Origin of the sequence: Pseudoalteromonas sp. McH1-7 (assembly GCF_013366255.1) — a bacterium.
Taxonomy (GTDB): Bacteria; Pseudomonadota; Gammaproteobacteria; order Enterobacterales; family Alteromonadaceae; genus Pseudoalteromonas; species Pseudoalteromonas peptidolytica.
Genome location: NZ_JABWPQ010000001.1, coordinates 120,204 through 142,669, shown reverse-complemented (window position 1 = coordinate 142,669; position 22,466 = coordinate 120,204). Strand labels below are relative to the sequence as shown.

22 protein-coding genes are annotated in these 22,466 nt (G+C 41.2%); 18 read left to right on the top strand and 4 right to left on the bottom strand.

Annotated elements, in window-relative coordinates; genetic code table 11:
* Nucleotides 1-15 precede the first annotated feature (15 nt).
* The gene (locus HUZ36_RS00590; protein ID WP_125254165.1) at nucleotides 16-216 is read right to left on the bottom strand and encodes a hypothetical protein; all 201 of its coding nucleotides are present in this window, start codon (nucleotides 214-216) and stop codon (nucleotides 16-18) included.
* Nucleotides 217-334: 118 nt separating this feature from the next.
* Between HUZ36_RS00590 and HUZ36_RS00585 the strand changes: the two genes are divergently transcribed.
* Complete coding sequence (locus tag HUZ36_RS00585; RefSeq protein WP_176031737.1) at nucleotides 335-814, top strand: GNAT family N-acetyltransferase; 480 nt, start codon at nucleotides 335-337, stop codon at nucleotides 812-814.
* Between the two features lie 43 nt (nucleotides 815-857).
* Here HUZ36_RS00585 and htpX read toward each other — a convergent pair whose 3' ends face one another.
* On the bottom strand, nucleotides 858-1,718 hold the full coding sequence (gene htpX / locus HUZ36_RS00580) for a protease HtpX (protein WP_128732506.1): 861 nt from the start codon (nucleotides 1,716-1,718) through the stop codon (nucleotides 858-860).
* Between the two features lie 138 nt (nucleotides 1,719-1,856).
* Nucleotides 1,857-2,390, bottom strand: a complete 534-nt coding sequence (locus HUZ36_RS00575) for a TetR/AcrR family transcriptional regulator (RefSeq protein WP_147389502.1) — start codon at nucleotides 2,388-2,390, stop codon at nucleotides 1,857-1,859.
* Nucleotides 2,391-2,515: 125 nt separating this feature from the next.
* On the opposite strand from HUZ36_RS00575, the gene HUZ36_RS00570 reads away from it, so the two are divergent.
* The 4 genes from HUZ36_RS00570 (at nucleotide 2,516) to HUZ36_RS00555 (ending at nucleotide 7,474) form a co-directional block, all read left to right on the top strand.
* The gene (locus HUZ36_RS00570; RefSeq protein WP_128732508.1) at nucleotides 2,516-2,734 is read left to right on the top strand and encodes a hypothetical protein; all 219 of its coding nucleotides are present in this window, start codon (nucleotides 2,516-2,518) and stop codon (nucleotides 2,732-2,734) included.
* Nucleotides 2,735-2,996: 262 nt separating this feature from the next.
* Entirely contained in the window at nucleotides 2,997-3,479 is a 483-nt protein-coding gene (purE, locus tag HUZ36_RS00565; RefSeq protein ID WP_176031736.1) for a 5-(carboxyamino)imidazole ribonucleotide mutase, read from the top strand.
* Nucleotide 3,480: 1 nt separating this feature from the next.
* Nucleotides 3,481-4,629, top strand: coding sequence for a 5-(carboxyamino)imidazole ribonucleotide synthase (locus HUZ36_RS00560; RefSeq protein WP_176031735.1), 1,149 nt, complete (start codon nucleotides 3,481-3,483; stop codon nucleotides 4,627-4,629).
* A 361-nt stretch (nucleotides 4,630-4,990) separates the two neighbouring features.
* On the top strand, nucleotides 4,991-7,474 hold the full coding sequence (locus HUZ36_RS00555; RefSeq protein ID WP_176031734.1) for a S9 family peptidase: 2,484 nt from the start codon (nucleotides 4,991-4,993) through the stop codon (nucleotides 7,472-7,474).
* 185 nt (nucleotides 7,475-7,659) lie between these two features.
* Here HUZ36_RS00555 and rrtA read toward each other — a convergent pair whose 3' ends face one another.
* Nucleotides 7,660-8,244 (bottom strand): rhombosortase, encoded by a 585-nt coding sequence (rrtA, locus tag HUZ36_RS00550; protein WP_147389499.1) that lies wholly within the window; start codon nucleotides 8,242-8,244, stop codon nucleotides 7,660-7,662.
* A gap of 82 nt (nucleotides 8,245-8,326) precedes the next feature.
* Between rrtA and ggt the strand changes: the two genes are divergently transcribed.
* From ggt to HUZ36_RS00485, 13 genes are all read left to right on the top strand, one after another.
* Nucleotides 8,327-10,087 carry a gamma-glutamyltransferase gene (gene ggt, locus HUZ36_RS00545; protein ID WP_147389498.1) on the top strand — a complete coding sequence of 587 codons (1,761 nt, stop codon included), beginning with the start codon at nucleotides 8,327-8,329 and terminating at the stop codon, nucleotides 10,085-10,087.
* Between the two features lie 173 nt (nucleotides 10,088-10,260).
* The gene (locus HUZ36_RS00540; RefSeq protein ID WP_147389497.1) at nucleotides 10,261-11,955 is read left to right on the top strand and encodes an NAD-dependent malic enzyme; all 1,695 of its coding nucleotides are present in this window, start codon (nucleotides 10,261-10,263) and stop codon (nucleotides 11,953-11,955) included.
* Nucleotides 11,956-12,096: 141 nt separating this feature from the next.
* Complete coding sequence (locus HUZ36_RS00535) at nucleotides 12,097-12,912, top strand: ABC transporter substrate-binding protein (protein ID WP_176031733.1); 816 nt, start codon at nucleotides 12,097-12,099, stop codon at nucleotides 12,910-12,912.
* A 119-nt stretch (nucleotides 12,913-13,031) separates the two neighbouring features.
* Nucleotides 13,032-13,676, top strand: a complete 645-nt coding sequence (locus HUZ36_RS00530) for an SIMPL domain-containing protein (RefSeq protein ID WP_225740719.1) — start codon at nucleotides 13,032-13,034, stop codon at nucleotides 13,674-13,676.
* Between the two features lie 56 nt (nucleotides 13,677-13,732).
* Nucleotides 13,733-14,107 (top strand): MAPEG family protein, encoded by a 375-nt coding sequence (locus HUZ36_RS00525; protein WP_125254148.1) that lies wholly within the window; start codon nucleotides 13,733-13,735, stop codon nucleotides 14,105-14,107.
* Nucleotides 14,108-14,115: 8 nt separating this feature from the next.
* Complete coding sequence (locus tag HUZ36_RS00520; protein WP_176031732.1) at nucleotides 14,116-14,757, top strand: sulfotransferase; 642 nt, start codon at nucleotides 14,116-14,118, stop codon at nucleotides 14,755-14,757.
* Nucleotides 14,758-14,793: 36 nt separating this feature from the next.
* Complete coding sequence (locus HUZ36_RS00515; RefSeq protein WP_176031731.1) at nucleotides 14,794-15,366, top strand: tRNA-(ms[2]io[6]A)-hydroxylase; 573 nt, start codon at nucleotides 14,794-14,796, stop codon at nucleotides 15,364-15,366.
* Nucleotides 15,367-15,409: 43 nt separating this feature from the next.
* Complete coding sequence (locus HUZ36_RS00510) at nucleotides 15,410-16,672, top strand: S41 family peptidase (RefSeq protein WP_176031730.1); 1,263 nt, start codon at nucleotides 15,410-15,412, stop codon at nucleotides 16,670-16,672.
* 215 nt (nucleotides 16,673-16,887) lie between these two features.
* Nucleotides 16,888-17,271, top strand: a complete 384-nt coding sequence (locus HUZ36_RS00505; RefSeq protein ID WP_125254144.1) for a response regulator — start codon at nucleotides 16,888-16,890, stop codon at nucleotides 17,269-17,271.
* Nucleotides 17,268-18,173 carry an AAA family ATPase gene (locus HUZ36_RS00500; RefSeq protein WP_176031729.1) on the top strand — a complete coding sequence of 302 codons (906 nt, stop codon included), beginning with the start codon at nucleotides 17,268-17,270 and terminating at the stop codon, nucleotides 18,171-18,173. Before HUZ36_RS00505 ends, HUZ36_RS00500 begins: the two co-directional genes overlap by 4 nt.
* A 2-nt stretch (nucleotides 18,174-18,175) precedes the next feature.
* On the top strand, nucleotides 18,176-19,120 hold the full coding sequence (locus HUZ36_RS00495) for a DUF58 domain-containing protein (protein WP_176031728.1): 945 nt from the start codon (nucleotides 18,176-18,178) through the stop codon (nucleotides 19,118-19,120).
* Nucleotides 19,110-21,047, top strand: coding sequence for a transglutaminase family protein (locus tag HUZ36_RS00490; protein ID WP_176031727.1), 1,938 nt, complete (start codon nucleotides 19,110-19,112; stop codon nucleotides 21,045-21,047). The genes HUZ36_RS00495 and HUZ36_RS00490 overlap by 11 nt, the downstream gene beginning before the upstream one ends.
* Nucleotides 21,048-21,053: 6 nt before the next feature.
* On the top strand, nucleotides 21,054-22,382 hold the full coding sequence (locus tag HUZ36_RS00485; protein WP_176031726.1) for a Na+/H+ antiporter family protein: 1,329 nt from the start codon (nucleotides 21,054-21,056) through the stop codon (nucleotides 22,380-22,382).
* The last annotated feature ends 84 nt before the right edge of the window (nucleotides 22,383-22,466 follow it).

The following is a 22,466-nucleotide window of genomic DNA, read 5'->3' as shown; positions in this document are numbered from 1 at the left end:
GCTATCAAGGTGTATTTACTCGGCTTTGTGTTTTGCTTCATAATTGGGCAATAAAGAACCTATGATTTCTTTTGCTGAGATAGTGTAACGCACCCCAGAAAACATCACTGACGCGTTTTCATCTATTCCTGTAATGCCTGTTAATGTCCAGCCTTCGCCTCGCTCTGGGCAATAAACTTTTGTTGTAGGTGGGATAACTTTGAATTCTTCGCTCATTTATACTATTCCCAAAAATGGATATTATAAAACATTCCAATAAATCATAAAATTGAAAGATCCAATCGTTATCAATAGTGCTACTATCGCATCAATCACTTATTTGTGTAGGCCTTAAATGGAATTCGTAACCAAAAGACTGGTTATTAGACCAATTCGTCATAGAGACTGTAGTCAATTACTTCCGTTACTCAATTTACCACAAGTCAAAGCCTTTAATGATTATGGTGATAATCTCACGGAAGTAGATTTAAAGTGTATGATCCAGATGGATATTGAGCGGTTGTATGAACGAATTGGAGGGCGCTTTTGCCTTATTTGCAAAAAGAGCAACACGATCATTGGGTGTGTTGGCTTTTATCTAGAACATGAAGAGCCTGATGGCATTTATGTAGGCTACGAACTTTCACCTGAGTATTGGGGGAGTGGGTTGATGTTTGAAGCACTCAGTCACCTATTTAAACAAGCAAAACAACTACCATTTGCTTGTTCTACAGTGATAGCAAGGGTATCTCCTAAAAATCATCGCTCGCTTAACTTATTATCACGATTAGGGTTTTGCTGTGGAAGTGACGGATTATATCGTATTTCGCTATAAAAAAGGGCAGCTAAGCGCTGCCCTGTAATCTATCTACATTCTATCACGATAATGCTTTGATTCTCTCATCTAGCGGTGGATGTGATGCAAAGAAATCAGCCACTGATTTACCAGATGCAATGCCAAAAGCCATCATTGAGCCTTCAAGCTGCGATTCGTGGTTATGCTTTAAACGCTCTAAAGCTGAACGCATTTTATGTGCACCAACTAAGTCTGCTGCGCCTTTATCAGCTGCAAATTCGCGTTTACGGCTAAAGTAGGCAACGACGACAGAAGCTAAAATCCCGAACAGTATTTGGAAGATCATATCGAAGATAAAATACGTCCAACTACCGCCAGACTCTTCTTCATCACTATTCAAGAAGTTATCTACAATCCCAGCTAATACTTTGGCAAAGAAGATAACAAAGGTATTAACCACGCCTTGGATCAACGTAAGCGTAACCATATCACCGTTAGCGATATGTGATACTTCATGTGCTAATACCGCTTCGGCTTGGTCTTGACTCATGTTATGCAGCAGGCCTGTACTAACAGCAACTAGGCTGTTATTTTTACTAGGACCTGTAGCAAAAGCGTTCATTTCAGGACTATCATAAATTGCAACTTCAGGCACAGCAATTCCTGCTTTTTTAGCCTGCTGCGTTACAGTTGATACTAGCCAATGTTCAGTCTCGTTACGTGGCTGTTCAATAACAACTGCGCCAGTGGACTTTTTAGCCACCCATTTGGACATAAACAATGAAATAAAGGAACCACCGAACCCAAATACGGCGGCGATAATCATAATGCCAGTGTAACTACGGCTAGATATGCCAAATACAGACATTATAATAGATAGCACGATCCCTAACACCAGCATAACTGCTAAGTTAGTTATCAAGAATAAGATGACGCGTTTCATTTTGACCTCATTAGACAAAGTAAGGAACTAAGTAACTTTTCCCAAGCACTTGCTTATTACATCAGCCCTTGCTGCATTTATATGGCCATCTGTACAAAAGTACAAGTTAAATTACATGAATATTTCAAAAGGAACACATCATACACTTTGGTGGCTAATTAATTTTAACTTTTGTGATAATCTATAGATAAGATCGTCAACAGAAGAGGTCTCATCATTTAACCCTTCAATTACCGTCATAAAGTAGCAATCCATCATTACCGAAGCTTTTAATTCATCATATTCCTGCTCACTAAAAAGTAGCTGCTTAAATAAGTCCAACTGAGCAGAGAAAAAATGGCTCTGCCAGATTATCCCAGTTATTAGTTCTTTACTAAACGCGCGATTATCAAGATAAAAGGCAAATAAGTATTTAGCATAATGCCTAAGCTTCAAGCTGGCACTGTGTTGAGTATCAGATTTTTGGGCTTGTGCTATGAGCTGCTCTATCTGTTCGTACATCGCTACTTTTAAAATCTCTAGTTTAGTAGGGAAGTGCGCAAATACCGTGCCCGTGGCAACACCTGCCTGTTGAGCAATTTGCCTTGTAGTGGTCTCTTCAAAGCCTTTTTGCTGGAACAGCAGCCAACCTGACTCTAGGATCTTCTTATATGTAATTTCTCTTTTTTTCATAAGGTTACCATTTTATTTGCAGGCAATTGTAGCACGGTTATAAGTAATTTCAGATATAATTTGCATTTTTTGAGCGTGCTCATTATTATAATTGAGCACGCTCAAAAAAGATAGGAGTCTCGACCATGCAGCAGTTGCGTTTATTCATAGGATATATACTTTTTATGCCGTTCATTGGCTTTTATAGTTATGTACTAGGACCAATATTAAAGCTTGTTTTGTTGCCAGGAGGGTTGGCGGTTTTGTGTTTGATTATGGGACCAAAATCTTTCTTTGCTCACCTTAAAAGAGCTAAAGGTCTAGAATTAACAGTACAAACTAATGAAAGTAGAGCCAGAAGTTAGGCACAGCTCAGATTTTACTTTACTCATTGGATTAACGTTTCCATATGTTGAATAGTCAGTGCGTAAGGCTGTACACGGATAGAATTACGTTACTACGCGGTCCAATAACTGCAAAAAAAGTAAGTTTTGAATTGGTAATCACTCCTCCGATTGTTCCAATAAGTTGATTCTTCGCATTAAAGACGAACTCAGGTATAATGCGCCGAGCTAAGGCATGAAGGGCCTTAGCTCTGTATCGTTCAAAATTAGTCGAGGAATTATTATGACCGTTGGCATCATTATGGGTTCAAAATCAGATTGGCCTACAATGCAGCATGCAGCCGAAATGTTGGAAAAGTTTGGTATCGAGTATGAAACAAAGGTGGTTTCTGCTCACCGCACACCTCAGCTTCTGGCTGACTACGCTTCGACAGCAGCTGAGCGTGGGATCAAAGTAATTATTGCAGGTGCCGGCGGCGCTGCGCATTTGCCTGGTATGGCAGCCGCATTCACTAGCTTACCGGTACTTGGAGTTCCAGTAAAATCGAAGACCCTAAACGGTGTTGATTCATTACTTTCTATTTGCCAAATGCCAAAAGGTGTTGCAGTAGGCACGCTTGCAATTGGTGATGCCGGTGCTGCAAATGCAGGATTGTTAGCAGCTCAAATCTTAGGTTGTCAACAGCCTGAAATATTTGTAAAGGTAGAAGCGTTCAGAAAAGAGCAAACAGACACCGTATTAGCTAACCCAGACCCTGCGAAGTAACATGAATATTCTTGTTTTAGGTGCGGGCCAGTTGGCTCGTATGATGAGTCTGTCAGCAACTCATCTAGATATCAAAGTGCTTGCTTACGATGTTGGTAGTAAAACAGTAATAAACCCCGTTACTTTTACAACGACATCAGAGTCACTTCAACAAGCAATCGAAAGTGCCGATGCGATTACTGCTGAGTTTGAACATATCCCACTGGATATACTGGCTTTGTGCCAACAAAGTGGTAAGTTTTATCCCGGTGCTGAAGCCATTGCGACGGGTGGAGACAGAGAAAAAGAAAAAGCACTTTTGGACAAGACCAAAGTACCATGTGCACCGTTTAAAATTATCACAGATAGATCCCACTTTCTTGAAGCAATTGATGAACTTGGTATGCCATTGGTGGTTAAAACTTGCCAAGCGGGATACGATGGAAAAGGGCAATGGCGAGTAAAGTCAGAAGCAGAAATCGATGCAATCTGGGATGAAATGTCAGCATTTTTGCAAGCAGGTACACAAGCGCAGCCTCACTCTATTGTTGCGGAAAAAATGATCCCATTTGATCGCGAAGTATCAATTATTGGTGTTCGAACAAAAGAGGGCGATTGCAAAATATATCCTCTGACAGAAAATCAGCACACAAATGGTGTACTGACGCTTTCTCTTGCAGGTAAAGAAAAGGCGAGTATTCAAGCTCAAGCAGAAGAAGCATTTTCCAAGCTCGCCAATGAGCTGAATTATGTCGGTGTTTTAGCTATCGAATTCTTTGATGTTGAAGGACAGCTACTGGTTAATGAAATTGCTCCAAGAGTTCACAACTCAGGTCATTGGACTCAGCAGGGCGCTCACGTAAGTCAGTTTGAAAACCACATTCGTGCTGTAGCGGGTTTACCTATCGGTGATACAAATCTACTGCGTCCAACTGCTATGATAAATGTGTTAGGACAAGCGCATATCCCACCACAAGTACTCGCAATACCTGGAGTCACTAGCCACTGGTATGGTAAATCTGCAAAACCAGGACGCAAAGTTGGACACATTAATGTTTCAGCAGACTCTTTACATAAATTAGGTGAAGTACTGGCTGAGCTGGCCGACATTTTACCAGAGCAGCATTACCCCGGTGTGATGGACACTGCACAGCAGTTAGTCTTAAATTAACACATTTTAGAAGGAGTTAAGTTTTTTTATTAACTCCTTCAGCACTTAGTTTCTCACAAGCTTGCTAGTGGCTCTAGCTCCCTGATAAAAATGCAATTTTTGATAGCATTAAAAAAGTTTACTTTTTTGCTGTTTTTTTGGAACTCTTTTTCAAATGTACTGTCTACTTTAATGAGGCGTGGATAGGCCTCACTTCATACTCGTTGTCCATCAACGACTATGTGAGCGCAGAGAGTATTTGGCCAGCATCCCATGCTGGCCTTTTTTTGTCCCACCCATGTGGTCTTTAATCTTAAATTATTCGATATTCCGCTGGCTTTCTGCTTAAATTAGGCAAATTTAATCACTTATAAGAAAGCACATGTTAAAACTCTCTCTTATCTCAGTGGCTGTAGCCTCAAGCCTTTTTCTTTCAGGTTGCCAAACGACCGAAGTAAGCCAGCAAACCAAGGATGTTGCAACAAATAATTCCGTTTCGCCTGTTGTAACGACTCCTGTTGATTTTGGCAGTGAGCAGATCACTTTAAAACAAGCAATGGCACATCCTGACTGGCTAGGACGTCAGCCTGAAAGTGCATTCTGGGGTGCTGATAGCGACACGATTTATTACAAACGCAAGCAAGCAGGAAACGAGTTAAGGGATCTTTTTGCAGTTAGCAATAAACAAAAAAGTACAAAGGTGTCACTTGCTGAATTACACGCGGTTGGTGCCCAAAATGCGATTTACAATTCGGATAGAACATTGCAATCGTATGAGTTCAAAGGAAACATATTCGTAAAAAACATAGAGTCAGGCGATTTAACACAAGTTACTCACTCATCAGCTTATGAATATGCACCGCAGTTTTTAACAGACAATCGTTTAGCTTACCGCGCTGGTAATGCGTTATTTGCCGTGGATTTAAAAACTGGCCTAACCAAAGAGCTAGTTAAGTTACATTTGGCCGATAAACCACAAGGGGTGAAAGAGCCCAGTGGCTATATTGCTGAGCAACAGCACAAGCTTATTCAATTTGTGGCACTAACGCATAAAAATAGTAAAGACCGTGAAGCTCGCGCGCAAGAGATTGACACCAATAATGCCAGTATTCAAGGCAACCAATTCTACTTAGGCAAAGGCAAGGCATTAGTGTCTGTAAGCTTAGCTCCGACAGGAGATAAGCTTATTGCTGTCATAACCGATAACAAACCTAGTCGTGCAGATACCGACATTATGCCTAATTACGTGAGTCAAAATGGCGATATCGATCCGGTTAAAGCACGCCGTCGAGTGGCTGATACAGAGCCAATGAGTTCGGAAGTCATTTTCATTGATTTAAACCGTGCTGAGCAAGTAACACTAAGTTACGACACATTACCTGGTTTTGATGAGGACGTATTAGCCGAGGTTAAACGTGAAAATGCTGAGGCTAACGGCGGAACCTATAACAGCAAAAAGGTACCTCGTGACATTAACCTGATAGATACTTGGGGTTGGAATCAATCTGCTATCCGGTGGAACAGTGATGGCTCACAGGTAGCTGTCATGTTAGGCGCATGGGATAATAAAGATCGCTGGATCGCCACGGTGGATTTCGATAAGCAGCAATTCATCTCACAGCACCGTCTTCATGACAATGCGTGGATCAATTATACCTACAATGATTTTGGCTGGCTAAATGATCAAAATACACTGTATTACCTTTCTGAACAGTCAGGTTACAGCCAACTATATCTGAAACCACTTAATAGCAAAGCAAAGGCAGTGACTGCTGGTAAGTTTGTAGTCTCAGAGCCGACCTTAACTTCAGATAACAAGTTTATCTACTATAAGGCGAATAAAGAGCATCCGGGCTTGTATGAAATCTATCGTGTAAACTTAGAGACAGGGCAAGACGAGCAAATCACAGATTTAGATGGCCTTACGGATTATCAGCTAAGTCCAAATGAACAACAGCTTTTACTTACACACTCTAAAATCATGATGCCACCTGAGCTTTACGTTGCAGATGCAGCACCAAAAGCCTCAGTATCTCGATTAACAAACACTGTTTCAGACACATTTTTAAATAAAAAGTTAATCGCACCAAAAATTGTGGCTGTACCTTCTAGTCATCAAGGTGAGCCTGTCTATGCAAAAGTATATTACCCTGCCGACTATCAAGAAGGTGAAACCGGTAAAAATCGTAAAGCGGTTATCTTCAACCATGGTGCGGGCTACTTGCAAAACTCGCATATGGGTTGGTCCAACTACTTTAGAGAGTTTATGTTCCACTCACTCCTAGCTAGTGAAGGCTATGTTGTCATGGATATGGACTATCGTGGCTCGAAAGGCTACGGACGTGATTGGAGAACTGCTATCTATCGCCATATGGGTAAACCAGAAATTGAAGATTTGGCAGATGGTGTAGAGTGGATGGTTGATAATGCAAACGTTGACCGTGGCGCAGTGGGAACTTACGGCGGCTCATATGGCGGCTTTATGACCTTTATGGCGTTATTCACTCAGCCTGACCTGTTCCAAGCAGGTGCTGCACTGCGTCCGGTAACCGATTGGGCTTATTACAATGACCCTTACACGTCAAATATTCTTAACCGACCGGATGTTGACCCAATAGCATACGAGCGCAGCTCACCTATCTACCATGCTGAAGGGTTGAAAAACAAACTTCTCATCAACGCACCTATGGTCGATGATAATGTGTTTTTCCAAGATGTCGTGCGTCTTGTACAACGTTTGATTGAGTTAGAAAAGGAAGACTTTGAAACCGCAATTTATCCGGTGGAACCACATGGTTTCAGACAGCCATCAAGTTGGTTGGATGAATACCGTCGTATATACAAGCTGTTTAAGGAAAACTTATAATACCAATTGCTCAACGAAGAGCGTTATATTGAGGCAAGAAAACTTTGCCGAGAGTCATATGGTTAGATGGCTATCTAGCTATGCTAAATGAAAAACATTTAATGCGGTTCTCGGCATATTTGCGTCTTCAACTCGAGCAAGTATCAAGTTAAATTAGTACAATATCTCGCAAATAAAAAGCCAGCTTAAGCTGGCTTTTTTGTTTTGTAGAATAAATAAATAATGGCTAACAGTACGCCTCCAATAGCACCAAATAGATGCGCTTCAATGGCGACTCTCGAATCTATAAGCATAGCAACATCAGCACTTGCGCCAGCATATTGCTCCCATAAAACCTTTGCCCAAACACCAATCAACAACAGGTATCCAGTGGTTAGCTTACGCTTTATATCTTCAAGCGCCCCCCAGACAATTAAACCATGTAGCAAGCCACTCAACCCTGTATATACAACTATGTTTGGTGCAAACAACCAGATCATAAGTCCCGTAAACGCGCCTAAAAGGCCGACGTTGACCCAATACTTTTTGATTGTTGTGTACTCAGCATGTAATAACCATATAAACACAATACCCAATATGTTGAGTAACAAATGATACCAGTTGCTGTGGGTAAATTGCCCTGTTAATAAACGCCAAACCTCGCCATTGGCAATCGCTGTTCGGTCAAAATCTAGGTAATAACCAAGATTGAATAGCATTAATACTGTTGATAAAATCGCCAGAGACAGTGGTGCTATGACATATTCTTTGTTGGTCGGAAGCTCAAACATACAATTTCGCATTATTCTTTTTGCATATTGTGCCTAATTGCTTTTATGATGCCAAATATTAGTAGCTAGCAAAGTGGGTATTATGAAACATACACTTGCATCACTCAGCGTGATAGCCGCATTCAGCTTTTCAACAAACACCTTAGCTGAAGAAAAAACAACCGAAATTAGAGAGCCAGAAGCAGCGACAGGCTTTCAGTCAAAAGAAGCTCGCATTGCTGAAAAGTATATGGTGGTAGCCGCAAATCCATATGCTAGTAAAGCTGGACAACTGATGTTGTCAAAAGGCGGTAGTGCCGTCGATGCCATGATAGCCACGCAACTGGTGTTAACTTTAGTAGAGCCGCAATCCTCGGGGATAGGCGGCGGTGCTTTTATCTTGCACTATGATAAGAAGAGCAAAGAATTAATTACTTTTGATGGTAGAGAAACAGCGCCAAAAGGCGCAAGCCCTGAACTATTCCTTGACGACTCAGGAAACGCTGTTAGATGGATAGAAGCCGTTGTTGGAGGGCGCTCAGTCGGTGTTCCCGGGATCTTACATGCTTTTAAGTCTGCTCATGACAAGTACGGAAAGCTACCCTGGCAAACGCTTTTTAAACCGGCAATTGAGCTTGCCCGCGATGGTTTTATCGTATCACCACGATTAAATATGTTACTTGAGAAGAGGCTAAATCCAGGTTTGACAAAGCTAAGCCCTGCGAAAGAATATTTCTACCCTAATGGTGAAGCGCTAAAAACTGGCACCTTACTCAAGAACCAACCTTTGGCTAATCTATATTTCAAACTGGCAACACAAGGCATTCAAGCTTTTTATGAAGGGCAAAATGCTACTCAGCTAATTGAAGCGGTACAAAAGTCTGAGATTGCACCTGGCACACTAGCGTTAAGTGATTTAGCAAACTACGAAAGCAAGACAAGGTCGGCAATTTGTACCAGCTATAGAGTTTATAAAGTGTGCTCTATGGCACCACCAAGTAGCGGTGGTATTGCTGTATTACAAATGATGAAGTTGCTAGAACCATTCGAATTAGGAAAATACAAAGCCAATGCCCCTGAAGCGCTTCACCTGTTTACTCAAGCTTCAAGGCTAGCGTTTGCGGATCGGGACTTTTATGTAGCAGATCCTGACTTTGTTAAAGTACCTACAAACGAATTACTCAATGAGCAATATTTACAAGGTAGAAGCAAACTTATTAGTGAGATGGATAACCATGATTTTCCAGTAGGCGATCCAACTGCTGGGAAGCTGGCTTATGCTATGAATGATAGCTATGAGTTACCTTCTACAAGCCATGTATCAATAGTCGATGCTGACGGTAACGCAATTTCCATGACTAGCTCGATTGAAATGGCATTTGGCTCAACTGTTATGGTCAATGGCTATTTGCTTAACAATCAACTAACGGACTTTGCACTCTCTCCTAAATCGGGAGATAAATGGGTAGCAAACCGTGTTGAAGCCCATAAACGTCCAAGAAGCTCCATGGCACCGGTCATGGTGTTTAATAAGGATGGCTCACTAAAACTCGTTGTTGGTTCTCCTGGCGGAAGCCGTATCATCAACTACGTTGCACAAACCTTAGTAGGTGTATTAGATTGGGGTTTATCTCCTCAAGCTGCAATTGATTTGCCTAAAATTACCAACCGCAATAAATATACCACCCTTGAAAAAGGCACCGAGCTTGTAGGTCACGTGCAATTTTTTGAAAAAAAGGGACACGAGGTACAGATCCGTGACTTAAACTCAGGGCTGCATGCCATCGAGATTAAAGGTGGTCATTTAGTAGGTGGTGCCGATCCAAGAAGAGAAGGCATCGCGCTTGGTGAAAGTAGTGAATAAGCCATAGTTATATAGGTGCTTTTAAGCTATAATTTCGCGTTCCAGAAAACGATTCATCGATGCGCTCTGGAGCGCGTTAATATTGGTCTGATGAGCACTAAATTCATTGTAATTTAATCCTTTTCGACAATAATAAACCCTTAGACTAAAAAATTCGTGTCAAGCTTGTAAATATGACTAAACAAACCGATCCAAATTATCTCTACATTCCATATTCAGGACCTACACTTTTAGAAACGCCACTACTAAATAAAGGCAGTGCTTTTTCTCAACGTGAGCGGGAAAATTTTAACTTAGCAGGTCTTCTTCCTCCTCGCTATGAAACCATTGAAGAACAAGTTGAGCGTTGCTACCAGCAGTACTCAAGCTTCAGTGATAACCTTAATAAGCATATTTATCTGCGCGCCATTCAAGATAACAATGAAACGTTGTACTACCGTCTAGTACGTGATCATTTAGAGGAAATGATGCCTATTATTTACACGCCTACAGTAGGTGACGCGTGTGAAAAATTCTCTGACATCTACCGAAGTTCTCGCGGCTTATTTATCTCTTATGAAGAGCGCCATCAGATTGACGATATTTTACGAAACGCAACGAAAGGTAAAGTAAAAGTCATTGTAGTTACTGACGGTGAACGTATTCTAGGCTTGGGCGACCAAGGTATCGGTGGTATGGGGATCCCGATTGGTAAATTAGCGCTTTACACAGTGTGTGGTGGGATCAGCCCAGCTTATACACTACCGGTAATGTTAGATGTGGGTACAAATAACGAAAAACTACTCAACGACCCGATGTACATGGGTGCAAGACACCCACGTATTAGCCAAGATGAGTATGATGAGTTTCTTGACTTATTTATCAAAGCAGTAAAGCGTCGTTGGCCAAATGTATTGCTACAATTTGAAGATTTTGCTCAGCCTAATGCGATGCCTTTACTAAAACGTTACCGCGATGAAATCTGTAGTTTCAATGATGACATTCAAGGAACAGCAGCAGTAACCGTGGGTTCTCTACTTGCGGCTTGTCGCGTGAAAGGCGCTAAGCTTTCTGAACAAAAAGTTGTCTTCGTTGGTGCCGGTTCGGCAGGGTGTGGAATTGCTGAACAGATTATCAGTCAAATGATCTCTGAAGGGATAACAGATGAGCAAGCGAGAAGCCAAGTATTCATGGTTGACCGTTTTGGGTTATTAACAGAAGGAATGGAAGGGTTAAGAGACTTCCAACAAGCCCTTGTGCAGCAAAAAGCTAATTTAGATGACTGGACGTACAGCGGAGAGTTTGCCTCTTTGCTAGACGTTATGCACTGTGCAAAACCAGACATCTTGATTGGCGTATCGGGTCAAGCAGGTCTGTTTACTGAGCAAGTGATCAGAGCTATGCACAGTGGCTGCGCACAGCCGATTATCTTCCCATTGAGTAATCCGTCAAGGCAAGTCGAAGCGCATCCAAAAGATGTGATTGAGTGGACTGATGGCCAAGCTATCGTTGCGACTGGCAGCCCTTTTGAGCCTGTGGTACACGGTGACGAAACTATTATTATCCCTCAGTGTAACAACAGCTATATCTTCCCAGGTATTGGCCTTGGTGTGTTAGCAGCTAAAGCTACACGCATTACAGACAGCATGCTGATGGTTTCAAGTGAAATGCTCGCTGAGTCATCGCCACGTGCAAACACTGGCAAGGGAAGCCTTTTACCTGCGCTCACTGAAATTGAACCGTTGAGTAAACGTATCGCATTCGCTGTTGCGAAAAAGGCGATGGAAGAGGGCGTCGCACTTGAAATGGATGATGATGCCATTTGGGCAGCATTAGAGAAAAACTATTGGACGCCTGAATACAGAAACTACAAGCGTTGCAGTATTTAAACGCTTTATTTTGGCGCAATGGTTAAAGTTGCGCCATACTTCTATAATCAACGGTGCTAGGAGCACTTAAGCGTTTAAATGCAGTTACTCGGTCAAGGAGCATATGCATCACTGCATGTTGTTTATTGAAAGGGGAATGGCATGCGCTATTTGGTCGCCTTGTTTGCAGCTATTTTCAGTATATTTGTGTACTCCGCTGATTTGAAAATAGAAGTGGTGTCCGATTACGACCCCGACAGGCAAACCGCACCAAACGATTTAGCGACTCAACTCTTAATCAAATTGGAAAGAAGCTTGGGTAATGCAATGACAATGTCATTTATTGCAGCCAGTCGAGCAAGGGAGTGGAGAGAGCTGAGCCAAAACCCCAACGCTTGCCTCTATAATAAAGTAAAAACAGCAGAGCGAGAGCAAGTTGCGGTTTTTACAGACTTACCACTGATGTCATTTCCTGCCAACCGACTTATACTGCGAAATCAAAAAGAGATACCTGACATTGTCTCACTGGCAACTGTTATAGACAGAGGCCTGCGCATAGGGGTTTCCGATGGCCGCTCGTACGGTAACAAAATAGATAACTTAATATCACAACACAAAGACACGTTTTGGTTCGCAGAGGGAAACCAAAGCGCTTATCGCTTAAGAGCGATGCTAAGCCAAGGGAAGTTGGATGGCATAATTGAATACAGTTCAGTGTTTATAGCTGAGCACCCGTCAGCACATTCGCTCAATCAGTATAGCTTTCATGCAATTACAGAAGCCGACTTCACTATTTTTGGGTACATAGCATGCGCAAGAAGCGACGAGGGTAAAGCAGCAATTCGTTTGTTTCAACAGGCTCTATCCGAGCCAAGAATGCAAGCAAAAATAATTGATGCTCACAAAGGACTTTTCTTTGAATTAGAGGAACCTTATATAATCCAGTCACTGGAAAATGCGTTTAGCGTTCAGCAATGATTAACACAGTTATGGTCTAATAAACTTTACTGACCAAACCATTACGAGACGTGTATATGAAGCGCTTACTTTTATTCCCCTTAATTTTGATCTTTAGTAGCATTACAAAGGCAAGCAGCTTGCCTGATTCACCTCACCTGTATGTGAAGGGAACTTCTTTTATACAAGTACAGCCTGACGTTGCTACCGTTCGCGTGGCAATAACTGAAAATCACAAGTCATTGCCAACTGCCAAGGAAAATGTGGACAAAGTCATGGCAAAAGCTATCGAAATAGCAAAAGATTTCAACATTCAGGAAAGTGATATTCACGCAGATCAATTAAACATTTACAGGCAAACGCGTTATAACCGTCAAACCAATGAAGAAGAGTTTGATGGGTTTCGGGTCAGCCGCAGTTTGACAGTAAAACTCAAAGACATTGCGAAATACCCAAAGCTTTTACAAGAGTTTGTAGATAGTGGTATTAATCAGTTTAATAACACTGAGTTTAGTGTAGAAAATGAAGGTAAATACCTGCAAAGCCTTAAAAAAGCGGCGATAAAAGACGCCAAAAAAGCAGCCAAAGAATTAGCAGGCGAGTTTGAAGTCGAGTTAGACAAGCTTTACTCTGTGTCGTTCCAACCTATGCAAACACCCATCCAACCATATGTTCGCACAGCAGCTATGGCGATGGAAGCTGATCGAGGATCGTATAAAGACGCATATAACACAGGCTCAATAACACTAAACGCTGAAGTTTATGCCGTTTATCTACTCAAGTAGAGCTAGCGGCCAATACCGTAAAGTTATAAACTATCCCTCCAATCGGAGGGTTTTTTATGATTACAGGATTATATGCGGCACTGTTGGCGCTTTTATATATTAAATTGAGTTTTAATATCATTTCATTGAGGCACAAACATAAGATCTCACTCGGTGATGGTGATATTGATACATTGCGTAGTGCCATTCGAATTCATGCTAATTTCATTGAGTATACGCCGTTTGTGCTGATTATGATGTTACTGCTCGAACTACAAGATATTAGCGCTTTATTTGTTCACATTTTAGGTGCGGCATTTGTCTTTTCTCGAGTTGCTCATTTTATCGCGCTACAGCGCAATAACTTCTCTATACGCAAAGTGTCAATGGCCACTACCTATGGCGTTATCCTTACCTTATCTCTGTCCAATTTATACCTATATTTTATTTAGTTAATATAATGGCCACACAGAAAATACTCGTCACTGGACTTCCTAGAACTGGCACCACGAGCTTATGTATTACAGCCCTCAATTTAGGATATAAAACAGCTCACACAGCCTATACAAAACAGGCTATAAAAGACGCTAACTTTTTAGCAGATACGCCAGTGTTCGCAGACTTTGAAAAGCTGTATACCTTGTATCCAAGCTCTAAGATTATCCATTTAACGCGAGAATTTGAGCAATGGCTGCCTTCAATTCGACGGTTAATGTCATCAATGCGTGCAAATTTACTCTCTCAGCAAGGAGGGTTTAACGACACTATCAAACGTTGTTACCTAGCTACCTTTCCAAATTTTGAGCAACACTTTGAAGATGATGATTACTGGCTAACATGTTATAACCAGCATACAAGAAAAGTTCGTCATTTTGTTGCTTCAAACCAGATAGAAAACATCGAGGTGATGCTAACTGATGCGGATATAACGACTAAACTAGCACAGTTTATGGATTGTCCTGGACAAAACATCCGGATCCCGCATGTTAACATTAACGGTAAAGTCACAGCATGGAAGTGGTTCCAACACTCAAATAAGATTGACTCCACAAGAAATGGAAAGTCAGATAAAGACGCAACACTATACAATAACGTTATCTAAAAATAGTAATTAAAGGTTTAAAATTAAAAAGAAGTTATGTTTGAACTAAAATATCACACTCCATTTAGCTGGACTGATGCAGTCTTAGCTGATTTCGATACTTTTCTACAAGATCACGCTGCGGCGGAAAAGAAAGCAGCAGGCATGGCAATGGCAATGCTTGGACATTATCCAGATAGAATAAAGTTAGTGAAAGCGATGGCTGATCTTGCCATAGAAGAAATGATACATTTTAAGCAAGTATTAAAAATACTCACAGAACGTGGCACATTGTTAGGTAATGACCAAAAAGATCCCTATATAAAACAGATGCGTGCATTATTTCGTCAAGGGAGTGATGAATACCTGATTGACAGGCTATTAATAGGCGCAGTGATAGAGGCGAGGGGACATGAACGATTTTCACTGGTTGCTGAAGCACTACCTAAAGGCAAAGAGAAAGAGTTTTACGTAGCCATTGCCAAGTCAGAAGAGAAACATAAAAACCTATTTGTAGAGCTTGGATATGAATATTTCGACAAGCATATTATCGACCAGCGGCTCGAAGAAATTTTAATTGCAGAAGCGGAGATTTGTAAGTCCATCCCTTTTACCTCGGCACTTCACTAAGCTTTATCTTAGGAACTAAAAATAACGACAAGGATAACACTACATGAGAACGGTACATGCTTGGTGTTTTGGCTTTGCGCTGTTTAGCACAAATGCCGCTTTAGCAAAGACGTTTGATGTCAATGGCGCGTGGAAACAACTAAACACGGTACTAGCAACACATTATGCTTATCTTGAGGATGCAGAAAATCATCAAGCTGTTGAGCAAGCGTTTAGAAAAAAGTTAAACGGTGTCTACAACAAGCAAGATTTTATCGATTTGAGCCAGTCTTATTTACGCCACTTCACCGACCCACACCTCAATTTAGGCCCACTAAATGAAGATGACTATATTGTTTATCCAACTGGCGCAGATATTTTTGCCGTGTTTGAAGAAAATATAGCGGTGGTCTTGGACGTAAAACGAGACAGCGCAGCCGACATTGAAGGCATAAGACCAGGAAATAAAATTTCAACAGTGAATGGCCAATCAATAGTGAGTGCTATTGAAGATGTAATGCAGGTCGAGCTTAGCAGGCTAACAGATGCTCAGAAAAATTACGCTTTGAATATCGCGCTTGGCGGCAAGCGCTATCAACCTAGAAGGTTTAAGCTAATAACGAAACAGGGAACATCTGAGATGCTACTTCCTGCAAGTTATGACGCCATTAATGCGCTTTCTAAAGGAGATACTGTTTTATACAAAAAAATTGAAGAACTTGGTTACATTCGCTTTAACAATGCCATGGGAAATAGTCATACCGTTGCAGACTTTAAAGCTGCATTGCAAGCACTTGGTCAAGTTCAAGGGTATATTATAGACTTACGCAATACGCCAAGTGGTGGAAATACGGGTGTTGCAGAGCCTATATTAGGTCATTTTTCCACCACAGCTGCAGCATATCAAAAGTACCGTATACAAACTCCGACTATTCATTACCAGCGCGCGCAAGTTGAGACAGCAAACACTCAACCAGCGCAGCCAAGTATTCAAATACCATTTATTGCGTTGGCTGGGAGATGGACAGGTAGCATAGGCGAAGGAATGACAATCGGTTTAGACGCGCTTGGTGCAATTGCTGTGGTTGGCACTCCAATGGCTGATTTACTGGGCGGCATAAAACGATTATCACTCGACAAAAGCGATGCTTGGATTGAACTGGGGTTTGAACGTTTATATCACGTAGATGGTCGTTACCGTGAAGATTTCGAACCGACAGTGATAATGCCAGGTGATATGGACGAAAATGGTAATGATGTGACATTAGAGCGTGCGGTATTTCTTTTAAAGCAACACATAGATGGCAAAAGAGAAGTAATGAACTGATTAGGAATCCAGCTGGCAGTATAAAACACCTTATTTAACATAATATAAATTATGAGTTGTTATGTGTGGATTGCATTATACGCACTATCGTTACTGCAATATGTCCAATACTAGACGGTATCGGACATTTCTATAAAGTTTACAACAATAACTGTTGAGCTATGGATAAGCATTTTATAGTATGTGATTGAATTTGTAATTTGAAGTATCGACATATGGAATTTGTAAGACCGCTAGAACCCATTTTGATTATTGATGATGCTGTTGAAATCCGAGATTTTCTTACTCAAATTTTAGAAAATTTAGGCTTTGAAGAAGTCTACGGCTGTGAAAACTTCGATTCAGCAAAACCGCTACTAAAGCATAAACAGCCCAACGTAGTCTTTCTAGATATTGAGCTTCCAGATACTGATGGAACTGAAATTCTAGCTTACATCAATGAAAACTTTCCAACAGCTCATGTCATCATGTGCTCCGGCCATAACAGTATGGAAAATGTTCAAAACACTTGGGAGTTAGGAGCTAAAGGTTTTATTGCAAAACCCTTCAATGCACACAAAGTCGACTCTGTAATGAAACGTTTAGAGCTGGTAACATGAACCAGGTCATTAATGATGTTTTAGACTCTCTTTCTGCTGTGATTTTGGAAAAACCTGAGCAAATTAAACTGGCGATTTGTAGCTTGCTCTGTCGAGGCCATTTACTCATCGAGGATTTACCGGGTATGGGTAAAACAACTTTATCGCATTCACTGGCAGATGTACTTGGGTTAAGTTATCGGCGAGTCCAATTTACGAGCGATCTTCTGCCATCAGACATTACCGGGACTTCTATTTTCAACCGCGAACAACAATCTTTTGAATTCCACCCAGGCCCTGTTTTCACACAGGTTTTACTCGCGGACGAGATAAATAGAGCAAGCCCAAAAACGCAAAGTGCGTTATTGGAGTCAATGGAAGAACATCAAGTGACCATAGATGGTGAGAGTCACAAGCTCCCTAGCCCATTTTTTGTAATTGCAACACAAAATCCACAACACCAATCTGGAACTTACCCATTACCAGAGTCTCAGTTGGATAGGTTTTTTATGAGGATTAGTCTTGGTTACCCATCAGAGGCCGCTGAAGTACAGCTAATTCACCAAGCTGGCATACCTCGCGCCTCAGTCAAGACTCAGCAAGTAATAGATAGTGACGCCCTACTGAAATTTCAGCAAAAAATCCCTCTTATTACTTTAAGTGACGCGGTAGTTAGCTATATTTTGCGTTTGATCACGTATACGAGAAACTCAGGCATGTTTAGCGATCCACTATCGCCACGCGCCAGTATTGCACTGGCTTCAGCAAGCCGTGCATACGCATTTATCAATGGTCGAGACTTTGTCATCCCAGATGATGTACAAGCTGTTTTTACCTCTGTTTGCGCACATCGTTTGGGTGTAACGAGCACAAATGAAGCCCAGCTCAAATTGCAAATATTTGATAACGTACCGGTACATTAAATATGTTCAAACGCTTGCGAGCTCAAGTCAAACAGCACATATATAAAAAGCACCAAAGTTCAGAACTCACGTTTTCACACAGCAATATCTATATCTTGCCATCTAAAGATGGCTTCTTTTTTGTCACAGTTGCACTCATTAACTTCATTTTGGGGATAAATTATCAAAATAACCTGATCCTCGCGACATCATACATAATGGCCGTGATCATGGTCGTGGCCTTGTTTATCGCTTTTTTTAATTTTAACAATGCTAAAATTCAGTATTTGGGCGCTGAGGATAACTTTAGCCCTTATCACCCTACCCTTAATTTAAAGTTGTCATCAAGCTCAGAGATACAGTCGCTAAGGCTCACTAGTGAATACAACCATACACCTTCACATATTCCTATTACTCAAGATGAGATACAAATAGCGCTTCCTATTACCAACTTATCACGGGGTAAATATGAAACAGGCACCATTAAAATAATGAGTTACTTTCCACTTGGGCTGATCCGGACATGGTCTTATTTAAGACCAAATGATGTCTTTTATATTTACCCTACACCATTACCTTTAGATGAAAAAGAGCAACAACCAAGTCATATACCAGATAAAAACGAAACTTTATCACAACAGCAGGATAGCGCATCTGAGTTTGACCACCTTACCCTTTATCAAAAAGGGATGAGCCTTAGCAGGGTCGCTTGGAAACATTACGCCAAAACCGAGCAGATGTTAGTTAAAACACACAACTCTAATGGCCACTTTTCAAATCAAACCGTCGTTGATTATGACTTATTACTTGGCACAAAAGAGGAACGCTTGGGTAAGCTTTGCACACAAATTTTAGATGCCGATAAACAGCAAGCTCATTATGCACTAAAACTCAAACAACTGCGTATACCACTGGGTAGCGGGAACGCACATAAGCAAAAATGCTTGGAGGCGCTGAGTGAGTTCTAAGTTTCCAGTATGGTACTATAGCACCTCTGTATTTGTTTGGTTGATTAGCCTCATTCTGATTGATGACTTTGGGGTTGGCTTTACGGGTTTAGTAAGCGTGCTGATGCTTTGGCAAACCATTCGCATATTCACAACACCAACAATATTGAGTGTGCGATTCATTAATGTCGTTACTTTACTTGGGGCAGTTACAACTGCAAGCTTAATTGGTCTGAAAAATAGCGTAAATGTTTTCGTCGCGCTCATGTTAATAGCCTCCTTGCTGAAACAGATACATGCCAAAAAGGCAAACCAGTTCACGCAAATTTGTATTTTGAATTTTTTTACTTATCCGTGCTTATTTTTATTCACACAAAGCCTGTTTGCTGCTTTGTTAGTGCTTTGCATGCTGGCTGTAAACCTAGCTATTATGCTTAACCTAGAGCAGAACTTAAAATTAAAACCGGCTTTGAAAGTAAGTATCAAAGGTTTGATAATAGTGTTGCCGGTGGCTGCATTTTTAGTGGTTTTTTTACCAAAGTTACCGGCATTTTGGCAGCTACCACAACCCCAGAAGGAAGCTAAAACAGGCCTGTCTGAAAATGTCGATCCGTTTGATATTGTTAGCTTATCGCAATCGGAAGAACTCGTATTCCGAGCTACCTTTGAAAATGAGCAGATTGAAGGGCCTTACTACTGGCGAGCCATCATTCATGATGAATTTGACGGAAAACGCTGGAAAATATCTGAATATCAAAGAACGAATATGAAGCCACCTTCCCTCGATGAAGGCGAGCATGCAACAATCATTGCTCAACCAAGTCACATTCCTTGGTTATACGGTTTATCCTACTCATACTCAAATAACCCAAAGTTAAATAGCAATGTATTTGGCACAGTTTACCTCAAAAGTCTCACATCAAAGCCTATTGAGTACTCAATTATGGTTAGCGACTTTTCACCTGAAAGCACGCTAAAACCTTGGTATTATCAACGTAATGTAAAGATCCCTAAAGGGTTTAACCCTAAAACAACCCAGTTAGCTCAAACTTGGGTAATGAGTTCGTCAAATACAAGCGAGTTTATTGAGAAAATGAGGCTGTATTTTCTCAATAATCAATTTATTTACACTCTGACCCCAACACCTAGTCAGTCTGATAACAGAGTTGATGAATTTTTGTTTAATACACAAAATGGTTTTTGTGGGCACTACGCCTCGGCAGCTGCATTTTTGCTGAGAAGCGCAAACATTCCAGCGCGCTTGGTATCGGGTTATTTAGGTGGTGAGCAAAACAAAAACCAAGGTTATTATAGTGTTTATCAATATGATGCTCACGCTTGGGTCGAGTATTTTACGCCTGGAGTAGGTTGGCAACGGTTAGATCCGACAGCATGGATAGCACCAGAACGCATGACAGGTAGCCTGTCACAGCTAGCGCAATTGTCTAATGAGTTTCAACAAGGATTAGGATACAGCTTAATCGCTTTTTCAAATTGGCATTCAATTAATTGGGTGCGATTAAAACTAGAAGAACTAGATTATCAGTGGACTAGAGTTGTCATCAACTTTGATAGAGACAAACAAAGCAGGTTGTTCAAAAATTGGTTTGGTAAATACGGCACACTGTGGGCTGGGATTATATCATTACTAATATTTGCGATACTATCTGTCATTCTCTTCTTCTTGGTAAACTATATACGTAGGGCTACTCCCCCTATCGAGTTGGCTTATTACAATGATATAGTGCGTTATTTAAATAGGGACTCACACAGTGGTAGCGTTCGACAGAATATTCAGGAATTAACACAATTGCTTCCGGAGAATGAGAAGGTACTTTGGCAGTTCTATGCGTTATTTGAGAAGTCACAGTATCAACAAAAACCACTATCTAAGGCTGAGTTAAAAAAATTAAAGACCTTATACAGGCAAATAAAAAAGAAAGGCTAGAAATAAATGAATGCTGTTATTTTGGGCGTGTTGCTCATGTTGGGGCTAACCCTTGTAAGAATTAATGTCATCGTTGCAATGACTATTAGTGCTATGGCTGCCGGACTTGTTGCTGGTTTAGACATAAAGACAACACTCAATGCGTTCAATGATGGGTTATCTGGTGGTGCAGAGATCGCGCTTAGTTATGCAATGCTTGGCGGCTTCGCTGTCGCTATCTCGAAATCAGGCTTAACACAAATTTTAGCACAAAGGCTCCTTAAGCTTGTTAATGCTAATAGCAATGAAGGTTCAACATACTTGAGTATGTTTATTATGGTTGTTATTTTAGCTTGCTCTGTGGCATCGCAAAATCTGATCCCGGTTCATATCGCATTTATTCCAATCCTGATCCCACCTTTGCTTGTAGTGTTGAATAAATTAAAGCTTGATCGCCGCGCCATTGCTTGTATCTTGACGTTTGGCCTTGCGACTAGCTACATGGTGCTTCCATATGGGTTTGGAGGTATTTATTTATATTCTATTTTACATAAAAACCTCATTGATAATGGTTTAACACTCGCAAAGTTTGATGTGCCCTACGCAATGGTTATTCCTGCGCTTGGTATGTTACTGGGATTGATCATTGCCCTATTCATTAGCTATAGAAAAAAACGCGAATATCAAGTAGGTCAACTGCAAAGCGAGCAAGCACCTGTTTTGCCCGAGGGCAAAGAAGCTAAAAAGGTGATGCTAGTTGGCGCTGTTGCTGTAGCTGTATCGCTTATTGCGCAAAATATCAGTGGCTCGATGATTCTAGGCGGACTAGTTGGTGTTATGATTTTCAGCTTATTTGGTATTGTAAAATGGGAGCAAAACTCTGACGTTTTTAGTAAAGGAGTTGCCATGATGGCAATGATAGGTTTTATTATGATTTCGGCACAAGGCTTTGCTTCAGTGATGAAAGCGACAGGTGATGTAGCTAGCCTAGTTTCTAGTTGCGCAAACTTTGTTGGCGACAACAAACCTCTCGCAGCAGCAATGATACTATTAGTTGGCCTGCTGATCACGATGGGCATTGGTAGCTCCTTTTCAACAGTGCCAATTATAGCGACGCTGTTCGTGCCTCTATCATTGGAAGTCGGCTTTTCAGCCATGGCAACGGCAGCTTTGGTCGGTACTGCTGGTGCCTTGGGTGATGCAGGCTCCCCAGCCTCCGACTCAACACTAGGTCCGACATCAGGGTTAAATGCTGATGGGCAGCATGACCATATTTGGGACTCTGTAGTACCTACATTTATTCATTTTAATATACCTCTACTCTGCTTTGGTTGGATAGCTGCAATGGTGCTATAAATTATCAAAATATTGACTGATGAAAGGCACCTTGTATCATGGTGCCTTTCTTAAGCTTTATTATCCAACCGTTGAATTCAAAAA